Source organism: Mesorhizobium sp. M7A.F.Ca.ET.027.03.2.1 (assembly GCF_003999175.1).
Classification (GTDB): Bacteria; Pseudomonadota; Alphaproteobacteria; order Rhizobiales; family Rhizobiaceae; genus Mesorhizobium.
Map to the genome: position 1 here is coordinate 1 of NZ_RZOM01000084.1, position 10,394 is coordinate 10,394.

General features: G+C 61.6%; 9 protein-coding genes and 1 pseudogene. 1 reads left to right on the plus strand and 9 read right to left on the minus strand.

Translation table 11 applies throughout. The features are described from left to right. Nucleotides 1–1,030, plus strand: a 1,030-nt coding sequence (locus tag EN750_RS06175; RefSeq protein WP_145967454.1) for a DEAD/DEAH box helicase, incomplete at its 5' end; no start/stop codon positions are given. A 74-nt stretch (nucleotides 1,031–1,104) separates the two neighbouring features. On the opposite strand, the gene EN750_RS06180 is transcribed toward EN750_RS06175, so the two are convergent. From EN750_RS06180 to EN750_RS06220, 9 genes and pseudogenes are all read right to left on the minus strand, one after another. Then, nucleotides 1,105–1,710 carry a hypothetical protein gene (locus tag EN750_RS06180; RefSeq protein ID WP_127272004.1) on the minus strand — a complete coding sequence of 202 codons (606 nt, stop codon included), beginning with the start codon at nucleotides 1,708–1,710 and terminating at the stop codon, nucleotides 1,105–1,107. A gap of 227 nt (nucleotides 1,711–1,937) precedes the next feature. Continuing rightward, nucleotides 1,938–2,588: an OmpA family protein gene (locus EN750_RS06185; RefSeq protein WP_013531371.1), complete on the minus strand. Its 651-nt coding sequence runs from the start codon at nucleotides 2,586–2,588 to the stop codon at nucleotides 1,938–1,940. A 176-nt stretch (nucleotides 2,589–2,764) separates the two neighbouring features. After that, nucleotides 2,765–3,134 (minus strand): annotated as a pseudogene (locus EN750_RS06190) (GFA family protein). Between the two features lie 158 nt (nucleotides 3,135–3,292). After that, nucleotides 3,293–3,670 carry a hypothetical protein gene (locus EN750_RS06195; protein WP_023812122.1) on the minus strand — a complete coding sequence of 126 codons (378 nt, stop codon included), beginning with the start codon at nucleotides 3,668–3,670 and terminating at the stop codon, nucleotides 3,293–3,295. Between the two features lie 286 nt (nucleotides 3,671–3,956). Further along, nucleotides 3,957–4,376 carry a GFA family protein gene (locus tag EN750_RS06200; protein ID WP_127395902.1) on the minus strand — a complete coding sequence of 140 codons (420 nt, stop codon included), beginning with the start codon at nucleotides 4,374–4,376 and terminating at the stop codon, nucleotides 3,957–3,959. A gap of 79 nt (nucleotides 4,377–4,455) precedes the next feature. Next, nucleotides 4,456–5,587 (minus strand): peptide chain release factor 2 gene (prfB, locus tag EN750_RS06205; protein ID WP_127272597.1). Its coding sequence is split into 2 segments (ribosomal slippage): nucleotides 4,456–5,520 and nucleotides 5,522–5,587, totalling 1,131 coding nucleotides; the frame shifts between segments, so codons are not numbered across the junction. 118 nt (nucleotides 5,588–5,705) lie between these two features. Continuing rightward, nucleotides 5,706–8,162: a penicillin-binding protein 1A gene (locus tag EN750_RS06210; RefSeq protein WP_127395903.1), complete on the minus strand. Its 2,457-nt coding sequence runs from the start codon at nucleotides 8,160–8,162 to the stop codon at nucleotides 5,706–5,708. 30 nt (nucleotides 8,163–8,192) lie between these two features. After that, on the minus strand, nucleotides 8,193–8,375 hold the full coding sequence (locus EN750_RS06215) for a hypothetical protein (protein ID WP_127323273.1): 183 nt from the start codon (nucleotides 8,373–8,375) through the stop codon (nucleotides 8,193–8,195). 1 nt (nucleotide 8,376) lies between these two features. Beyond that, nucleotides 8,377–9,639, minus strand: coding sequence for an N-acetylmuramoyl-L-alanine amidase (locus tag EN750_RS06220; RefSeq protein ID WP_127395904.1), 1,263 nt, complete (start codon nucleotides 9,637–9,639; stop codon nucleotides 8,377–8,379). Nucleotides 9,640–10,394 lie beyond the last annotated feature (755 nt).

Below are 10,394 nucleotides of genomic sequence, written 5' to 3' on the forward strand. Positions count from 1 at the left end.
GTTCACCAGGCAGACGCTGTTCTTTTCGGCGACGATGCCGCCCGAAATCACCAAGCTCACCGAAAAGTTCCTGCATGCGCCGGTACGAGTCGAGGTCTCGAAGGCAGCATCCGCCGCCACCAACATCATCCAGCGGCTGGTCAAATCAGGCTCCAAGCCGTGGGACAAGCGCGAGACGCTGCGCAATTTGATCAAGGCCGAAGACGCCGAACTGAAGAACGCCATCATCTTCTGCAACCGCAAGGTCGAAGTGTCGGAGCTGTTCCGCTCGCTGCTGAAGCATGATTTCGACGCCGGTGCGCTGCATGGCGACATGGACCAGCGCGCGCGCATGCAGATGCTGGCCAATTTCCGCGACGGCAAGCTGCGCTACCTCGTCGCTTCCGACGTTGCCGCGCGCGGCCTCGACATCCCCGATGTCAGCCATGTCTTCAACTATGACGTGCCGATCCACGCCGAGGACTATGTCCACCGTATCGGCCGCACCGGGCGCGCCGGACGCTCCGGAAAATCCTTCACCATCGCGACCAAATCTGACACCAAATACATCGATGCCATCGAACGTCTGATCGGCAACAAGATCGAGTGGCATGACGGCGACTTGTCGACGGTGGTTGCCAGCGAAGGCGAGGACGATGCTCCGCGCCGTGGCAAGGGCGCGCCGCGCCGTGCCGGCCGCAAGGACGACGACCGCGGCAGGGAAAAGAGCGGCGAGCGCAAACCGCGCGAACGCCACGCCAAGCGCAGCGAAGATGCCGCACCGGAAACAGTCCGCGAGGATCAGCCGGTGGCCGAGGCCGCAGCCGCCGACATCGGCGAACGGCGTTCGCGCAAGGAAGCGATCCGTTCGGAAAACACCGAGCGCAAATCATCCGATCGCAATGAACAGCGCGCACCCGAACGCGGCGACACCCGGCCGCAGCGAGACAACAGCCGCCCTGCCCGCCAACGCCACCAGGAAGACAATGATTCCACCGTTGGCTTCGGCGACGACATGCCGGCCTTCATGCGGATCGTCGCCAAGGTCTGATCCCGACTGCTTCGAAAGCAAGCAAGCCATCGGGCTTGCTTTCTCGGCAAAGCTCTTTCAGCCTGGCTCGCCCGTTACATCGGTCCAGGCATCATCTTGGTCGGTTTTTCCAGCATCGGAAACTCGGCCTTGTTGCATTTCACGTTCGGGTTCGTCGGACTGAACATGCCGTTCGGGTTGTCCCCGAGCCAGGCATGAAGGTCGTAATGGACGAACTCCTTCGGGATGAGAGGGTAGTGCCCCTCCATAGGTCCCATGAAGGTTTGGCCAAATAGCTTGGGCGGCTCCTTGGTGTCCGGCGTCAGCGGCACCAGCCATTCCACTCCGACCAACTTCAGGCCTTCCTTGGTCGGCTCGTAGATCAGCACGTTCGGCCTCATCGGATCGAGCTTCTGGCCGACACTCGGGACATTGACGAAGTGGATGCCCATGGCGCCCTTCGGGTAGTCCATCGCGCCCGGTATCTTTTCTCCGCTGTAGTGGACGCAGCCGACGGTCGACAGATAGAGGTCGCGGACGGCAGCGGTGTAATCCTCATATTTGGCGAGCGACTTCTTCAAGGCTTCGATGTCGGCCTTGTTGGCGTCCTCGGCGCGAGCCGAAGCAACGTTCAGCCACGCGCCTACCAAACCTGTCAAAACGAGGACGCCGCAGCGCCCAAGGCTGGCTGTTCTTGTCATGCATTCCTCCCAGATTTCTGATCTGGCCGTGCAAGACCGAGGCGGAAAAATGCTGATTGCGCGGCCAGTGACACCGCCTCATCCCCTCAGGAACAGCGATGATGCTATTCCTTTCCATAGCTGCGGGAAAGATGTATTTTAGCAATAACTAATTGAATAACACCAATATCCGCTCAAACAAAAACGGCCCCCCATGGGAGCCGTTTCGCATTGGTTTGCCGTACAAATCAGGTGAGCGGCGAAAGCTGGATCTCGACGCGGCGGTTCTGGGCGCGACCTTCGGCCGTGGCATTGGATGCGACCGGGCGTGTCTTGCCGAAGCCGGTGACTGCGAAGCGCCGCTGATCCACGCCCTGACCGGACAGATAGTTCGCCACCGCCAAAGCACGGCGCTGCGACAGATCGAAATTGTGCTGGTCGCCACCGGTCGAATCGGTGTGGCCGAACACGTCGACCGTGGTCTGCTTGAACTTCTTCAGCACCAGCGCGACAGAGTTCAGGACCTGGTAGAAGCCGGGCTTCACCGCATCCTGATCCGAGTTGAAGGTGATGTCGGACGGCATGTTGAGGATGATCTGGTCGCCGCTGCGGGTGACACTGACACCGGTGCCCTCGAGTTGCCGGCGCAGTTCGGCCTCGTTCTGGTCCATGGTGGCGCCGATGGCGCCGCCGGCCAGCGCGCCGATGCCGGCGCCGATCAGTGCGTTGCGGCGGTCATTGCCGCCGGCAAGCAGGCCAAGGCTTGCACCCGCCAGAGCACCAAGGCCGGCGCCGGCCGCCGTGTTGGAAATCTTCTGGTCGCCCGTATACGGATCGGTGGTGGTGCAGGCGCTCACGAGCACAGCCGTCGCCACGACGACGAGCACAGTCTTTTTCATAGGATCGTCCCTCTCCAAGTCACGCCTTGCGGTGGCGCCAAATCAGCCCTTCCCGCGACTTGTACCACGAATTGCGGCGAAAAGCGGAACGGCAAAAGCGCCGCTCACGGCTTTTCCCGAGGGACCGATACACGGTGATAGCGCCGCATCGCCGGGCCGCAATCGTTCGGATCAGGCTACCAGAGGTTCTTGCCGTCTATGACCACCACTTCGACCTTGTCGAGATCGAAATCGTCGAACAGTCGCGAGTTGACGCTGATCTTGGGATTGTCGAAATCCGGCTCGCCGGTCGACCAGTCCGGCGTTTCGGTAAAGGTGCCGCAGCCGCAGGCGGCGCAAAAACCGTGCTTTACGGTTTTCGATCCCCAGCGGTAGAAAGAGACGCTCTCCATCGGGGCTGGTGAGCTTGAATTGCGAAGGCACGTAGTAGGCCCCGAGCGAGCCGCGTTTCGAGCAGAAAGAACAGGTGCATTGCGTCACCGTCTGCGGTGCCTGCGAAACCTCGAATGTCGTCGCCTTGCAATGACAGCTTGCCTTGATGGTCATCAACGAACTCGTCCTGTCGCCCGCCACCCTGTGCGGCAAAGGCAGCATAAAGAGGTGCTCCTGACAACTGTCTGTCAGCAGGCATCACCCGAACCGCGCAAACCCGGCCTGCGGCCCCGGTCACACGCGACCGCGGACGTCCGACCGCCGTCCTGTCGTCAATAAGAGCGCGGCGGCACGAACAGGCAGATTGTCTTGCCGGCGTCGAGGCCCGCTTGGTGCGCACACCAATGGAACTCGCCGTCCGGGCTGTCCTTGACACGCTTGTCGGTCATTGGAACGATCTCACCCGTTCCGGCGATGACATAGCCCTCGGGTTTCTCCAGCACTTCGCCTGTATGGGTCGTGCGACAATCATAGTTGGCGCAGCATGCGAACGGATAACTCCAGCCCTGTGGCTTTGCCGCCGTGGGTGTGGCGTCATGCGCGAAGGCAGGTGCCGTCAGCATTGCCATAGCGCCGATCGCGAACAGGGAAAACAAAAGTCGGCCAGCCGGTTGAACGGCATTGGCCGATCTGAGTGTGGCAGCAGACATGACGCGTTCCTTTCAAACGAGCTCAAGCGTTTCGCTTGCCCGTTCCCGGAACGTATCTTCCCAGTGGCCGGATCGTCGGGTCGCAGATATGCCGCGTCCGGCCATAAATGCTTTTTCTCTCCCAGCGTTTGGATGCTGGGCTGATTCCTTGGTCGGCGCAAGAAGATGCATTCCCGACATCGTTCTATGGACGTCAGGTATCCGCTACCGCCGACGAGATGAGGCCAAGGTCAATTCCCGGCAAACGGGCGTCGAATAAACGGAATTGGCCCGCTGTGGTTCCAGCCTATTGCTGGTCAGAGCCGGCAATCACGTGCTCTTGATACTGCGGCAGGTTATCGGTGATGGTGAACCAGCCCGCCTTCGAACCGACGAAGATGTGCTCCGTTGGACGGATGGACGGGTCGTCGACGAGCGTTCCCATGGCGACATGGACGTAGGCGCCGTCGCGCACCAGCGAATAAAGCAAGGAGCCGCACCGGCCGCAATGCGCGTTATGGCCGCTTTCGTCGCCGAAGATCAGAAGCTTGTCCTCGCCTTCGGTGAGGACAAGCTTTTCACGCTCGATACCGGCGAAAGACTTGAAGGCCGAACCGGTGGTGCGCCGGCAGTCCGAACAATGGCAATTCGCGGCATAGAGGAATTCGTCGGCGACCTCGTAGTGAACCGCGCCGCAAAAGCACTTTCCGGTGAGCTTGCTCGCCAATCCTCTCCTCCGTCGCTGTGGTGCGCAGGGATATGTTCAGATTGAGGTCAGGCTAGCCTCACCTGAACATGGACATATCCTAATCCAGGTCTGCTACGGCTTCGCCCGCACCGCCTTCGATGCGCTGCGACAACGAGGCTTCCATGAAATCGTCGAGGTCGCCATCGAGCACGCTCGACGGGCTGGTGCTCTCGACGCCGGTGCGGAGATCCTTCACCAGCTGGTAGGGCTGCAGCACATAGGAGCGTATCTGGTGACCCCAGCCTATATCGCTCTTCGACGCTTCGGTGGCGTTTGCAACTGCCTCGCGCTTCTTCAGCTCTTCCTCGTACAGGCGCGAGCGCAGCATCTCCCAGGCCTTGGCCTTGTTCTTGTGCTGCGAACGTTCGGCCTGGCAGGCGACCGCAATGCCGGTGGCCAGATGCGTGATGCGCACCGCCGAATCGGTGGTGTTGACGTGCTGGCCGCCCGAGCCGGACGAGCGATAAGTATCGATGCGGACATCGGATTCCGAGACGTCGATCTCGATCGTGTCGTCGATGACCGGATAGACCCAGACGCTGGCGAAGGACGTATGCCGGCGCGCATTGCTGTCATAGGGCGAAATACGCACCAGGCGATGAACGCCCGATTCCGTCTTCATCCAGCCATAGGCATTGTGGCCTTTGATCATCAACGTGGCCGACTTGATGCCGGCCTCTTCGCCGTCATGCATTTCCAGCACTTCGACCTTGAAGCGACGACGCTCGGCCCAGCGCGTGTACATGCGCAGCAGCATCGAGGCCCAGTCCTGGCTTTCGGTGCCGCCGGCACCGGCATGGATTTCGAGATAGGTGTCGTTGGAATCTGCTTCACCCGACAGCAACGTCTCGACCTGGCGGGCCTTCGCTTCGCCTTGCATCGAGCGGATCGCGGCTTCGGCCTCGGCAATGACCCCCTCGTCGCGCTCTTCCTCGCCGAGCTCGATCAGGCCGATATTGTCTTCCAGCGCCTGCGTCAGACCTTTCACCGAGGCGATGCCCTCTTCGAGGCCCTGGCGCTCGCGCATCAGCTTCTGCGCTTCCAGCGGCTCGTTCCAGAGGCTGGCGTCCTCGGCGCGCACATTGAGGTATTCAAGCCGCTTTATGGCCTGATCCCAGTCAAAGATGCCTCCTCAGCAGGGTTATCGCCTGCCTGATCTCGTCGACAATATTCTGCGTTTCCGCGCGCATGGCTGGCTGTTCTGTCCTGTTTGCTGAAGTCGGTCGGCGCGATACATAGGCAGGCCGCCGCCGGCTGTAAAGCAAAATGGGCTGGCGCCAAGGCCAGCCCATCCGCTCATGAAAACTATCAGTAGAGGCCGCCGCCGCCGGACTGGATGGCCTGGTTGGCCTGCGGCGACAACGCGCCGCCCGTGGCATTGGAGCCGTCGGCGCCCATGCCGATGACCCAATAGCTGTCGGCGGGACCGGTACCCGGCTTGAAGGCTTCGATGATGGTGCCGGGATCGCCCGATGCGGCACGCATGCCGGTCTTGCGGTTGATGGCGACAAGGTTCATGCCTTCGGGCACCTTGAAGTCGACATTGGGCGTGCCGTCCAGCGCCACCCGCATGAAGTCCTTGAAGATCGGGGCCGCGAGGCCACCACCGGTGGCGCCATGGCCGAGTCCGCGCGGCGTGTCGTAGCCCATGTAGAGGCCGACGACGAGATTGGGCGTGTAACCGATGAACCAGGCGTCCTTTTCGTCGTTGGTCGTTCCGGTCTTGCCGGCGATGTGACGGCCGAGTTCACTGATGGTGGCGCCGGTGCCGCGTTGCACGACACCTTCCATCATCGAGGTGATCTGGTAGGCCGTCATCGGATCGAGCACCTGCTCGGAATTGTCGACGAGTTCCGGCTCCGGCTGGTTCTGCCATTCGGGCGCATTGCAGCCCTGGCAGCCACGCTCGTCCTGCTTGAACACCGTCTTGCCGTAGCGGTCCTGGATGCGGTCGATGAGCGACGGTTTGATCGACTTGCCGCCATTGGCCATGATCGAATAGGCCGACACCATGCGCATCACGGTGGTTTCGCCGGAACCCAGCGCCATCGGCAGATAGGGTGCCAGATGGTCGTAGACACCGAAGCGCTCGGCATATTCGACGACCAGCTTCATCCCCATGTCATTGGCAAGCCGCACCGTCATCAGGTTGCGCGACTTCTCGATGCCGGAGCGCAGGGTCGCCGGACCGGCGACGGTGCCGTCGTAATTCTTCGGCGTCCAGCTCGTGTTACCGCTCTGGATCGTGATCGGCCCGTCCATGATCACCGAGGCCGGCGTATAGCCATTGTCGAGTGCGGCCGAATAGACGATCGGCTTGAACGAGGAACCCGGCTGGCGCATGGCTTGCGTGGCGCGGTTGAATTCGGACTGCGCATAGGAGAAGCCGCCGACCATGGCCAGCACGCGGCCGGTGTGCGGGTCCATGGCGATCAGGCCGCCTTCCACTTCGGGCACCTGGCGCAGGCTGTAGGCGCCATCGGCACCATCGTTTTTCTGCACGAAGATGACGTCGCCCGGCTTCAGCACCTCCGCCGGCGACTTGGCCTTGACGGTCTTGCCGGCAACCACATGGCGCATGGCAAAACCCATGTCCTCCTTGCTGATGGTGCCTTCGACGCGCTCCTTGACGATCTCGCCCGACGCCTGCCGTGCGGGCTGCAGGCCGATCGACAGCCCGGTCGCCGAACTGTCGAGCACGACGGCGAGCGACCATTCGGGAACATCCTCCAGCCCCTTGACGGCGCCGAGCGGCACGCCCCAGTCGCCCGACACGTCGATCGATGTTACCGGCCCGCGATAGCCGCGCAGCGTGTCGTATTTCATCAACCCGTTCTGCATCGATTTGCGGGCAATGAGCTGGATCTTCGGATCGAGCGTGGTGCGGACGGAGAGGCCGCCTTCGTAAAGCGCGTTCTCGCCGTAGCGGGCGATGATCTGGCGGCGCACCTCTTCGGTGAAGTACTCGCCGGCAAACAGATAGGTGCCGCTGCGGCGCGGCGTCACGCCCAACGGCTCGGCCTTGGCCTTGTTGCCTTCCTCACGCGTGACGTAGCCGTTCTCGACCATCTGGTCGATGACCCAGTTGCGGCGTTCGATCGCGCGATCGGCATGCTTGAAAGGGTGGTAGTTGTTCGGCCCCTTGGGCAGCGAGGCCAGGTAGGCGGCCTCGGCCACGGACAGTTCGTTGACCGACTTGTCGAAATAGGTCAGCGCCGCACCGGCGACGCCATAGGCGCCGAAACCGAAGAAGATTTCGTTGAGGTAGAGCTCGAGAATACGATCCTTGGGATAGGCCTGCTCGATGCGGAAGGCGAGGATCATCTCCTTGATCTTGCGCTCGTAGGTCTGGTCCGAGGACAACAGGAAGTTCTTCGCCACCTGCTGGGTGATCGTCGAGGCGCCGACCTGACGCCGGCCCGAGCCGAGATTCTGCAGGTTGACGATGATGGCACGGCCGAGGCCGGTCACATCAATGCCCGGGTGGTTGTAGAAATTCTTGTCTTCCGCCGACAGGAAGGCCGCCTTGACGCGGTCCGGTATGGCCTGGATCGGCAGATACAGGCGCCGTTCGCGCGCGTATTCGGCCATCAGCGCGCCGTCCGACGCATGGATGCGGGTGGTCACCGGCGGCTCGTATTTGGCCAGCACCTCGTAGTCGGGCAGATCTTTCGACAAATGGCCGATGTAGATCGCAACGCCCGCCGCGACCAAAAGGGCCAGCGTCGTGCCGATGCCGAAAAAATAGCCAATGAGACGAATCATACCCGCTCCAGTCCTTGGTTCGGGAATTTCCTAAACGAAGCCGCCTTTCGCGCAAGCTTTCGAGCCGGTCCCAATCCGTAATCGAAAACCCTTGTCGCCGCCATGTGGACAAAATACGGCAATGCCTGATTTCGCGGTCGCGAGCCGGAAATAAAAAGCATTGGGTGTTGTCGTCGCGCAACGCCGCCTCTGGTTGCAGGCGCCGCCGGTCATGTCAACCTCCGGTTCCCGGTCCGGCCTTGGCCGACGCGAACAGCGCGACGGCGTTGGTTATGCTCTGGGCCGCCTTGCCGCGCCAGTCGGCGTTGAGCAACTGCGCCTCGTCCTTGGCGTTCGAGAGATAACCGAGTTCGACCAGCACCGACGGCACGTCGGGTGCCTTGAGCACCTTGAAGCCCGCCGAACGCTGCGGATTGTTGATGAGGCCGACGCTGGTCGACAACTGGCCAACCAGCGTGTGGGCGAAACTCATCGAGAAATTGTGCGTTTCGCGGCGGATCAGGTCGATCAGGATGTCGGTGACTTCCTTGTTGTCGTTCTTGATTTCCATGCCGGCGAACTGATCGGAGAGGTTTTCTCGGTCGGCAAGCGCCTGCGCCTCGGGGTCCGAAGCCTTGTCGGAGACGGTGTAGACGGTGGCGCCGCGAATGCCCTTGACGCTGATCGTGTCGGCATGGATCGAAATAAGCAGGTCGGCCTCATGCTGACGGGCGATGCGCACGCGGTCATCAAGACGCAGGAATTCGTCTGTGTCGCGCGTCATGAACACATCATAATTGCCAACGGCTGCGAGTTTGTCGCGCAGCTCCGTGGCGAAGGCCAGCGTGACATTCTTCTCGATGGTGCCGTTCAGGCCCTCGGCACCGCCGTCGATGCCGCCATGGCCGGGATCGATGACGACGGTGAACCGATGACCCGGATTGGAAACCGGTCCGGTGCCGACCCGCCCTCCCTTGTCGGTCGAAACGGTCGATCCGGTGGTCAGCGCCTGGTTGGCCAGCGCCACGTCGAACTCGCGCTCGGATGCCGCCGACATGTCGATGGCAATGCGGTAGCCGGTTCCGTCCTCGTTCTTGAGCACGTCGAGCTTGTCGACGGCGAACGGTCCCTTGCCGGTGAGGATCAGCCGCGAAACGCCCTCGCCGAGCGCGCCCAGGCGCACGCCCTTGACCAGGCCCCGCGCCTTCAAGTCCTTGGCATCAACGGCGAATCTCGTATTCGCGAGATCGATGACAAGGCGGTTGGGACCGCGCAGCAGGAACCATTTGATATCGGGTTCGCGATCGAAGTCCATGACGATGCGCATCTTGGTGGCATCGCCAGCCATCTTGTAACCTTTTGCCACGAGCGGAGCGTCGGCGGCATTGGCTTTTGAGGACAAGGCAGATGAGACCGCCAGCAGCAGCAAGAGGCAGAAAGCGGCCAGGATCCGGCCGCCGACACGACATCCCTTGTCTGTGAAGTCCGCCAATCCCATCTCTCTTCCAGTCGCTCCCGGTTTGGCGCCCGGCGCCGGGTCGTTTCGTCGAAATGCCGGTTAGGCCGCGAACTCGATTAACGATTGGTATCCAGAGAAGGTTAACCAAGCCTTTTCATGCAAGGGCGGCAAGCTGGCTTACGCTACGGAACGGCTTTTTGCCGGCATCGGAAATCGGGGTTGCCTTCCACCCCGCCAAATCATAAAAGCGATGGTGGATCACTGCAATCCTGGAACCGCCCTCCTCCGCAGCTTCTTGCTACAGGGTCAGACGTAAAGGCGGCTCCTTTCGCTTTAGGCGAAAAGGGTTCAGGTGATCGCGACGAATTTCGCAGGCGTGCTCCCGTGGCGGGGGAATCGCCTGCGTGAGGAAAACGGCCGGGTTTGTTCCCGCGCCGGCTCTGTAGGAGCAAACAAGCTGGTCCGGTTCATCCGGGCTTTGGTTCAAAAGGTTCTGTTGGTGACGATGGCTTCAAGCGCAATCATGGAAAGGTCCGCATCAAACCGCGCCATTATGGCTGCGGGCGGCACCGCCATGGCGCTCAAGCGGCGGCCGACGGACGATCAAATATCCGGCACCCACATCCCAGGCACGCAGCAGCAGGCTTTGCCTCGCAAGCTGCGGCTGACGGCTGCCGGGGGGAAACGAAATAATGCCCAACAAAATGCTGATAGACGCCTCCCACCCGGAGGAAACACGCGTCGTCGTCGTACGCGGTAACCGTATTGAAGAATTCGACTTTGAATCCCAGGAC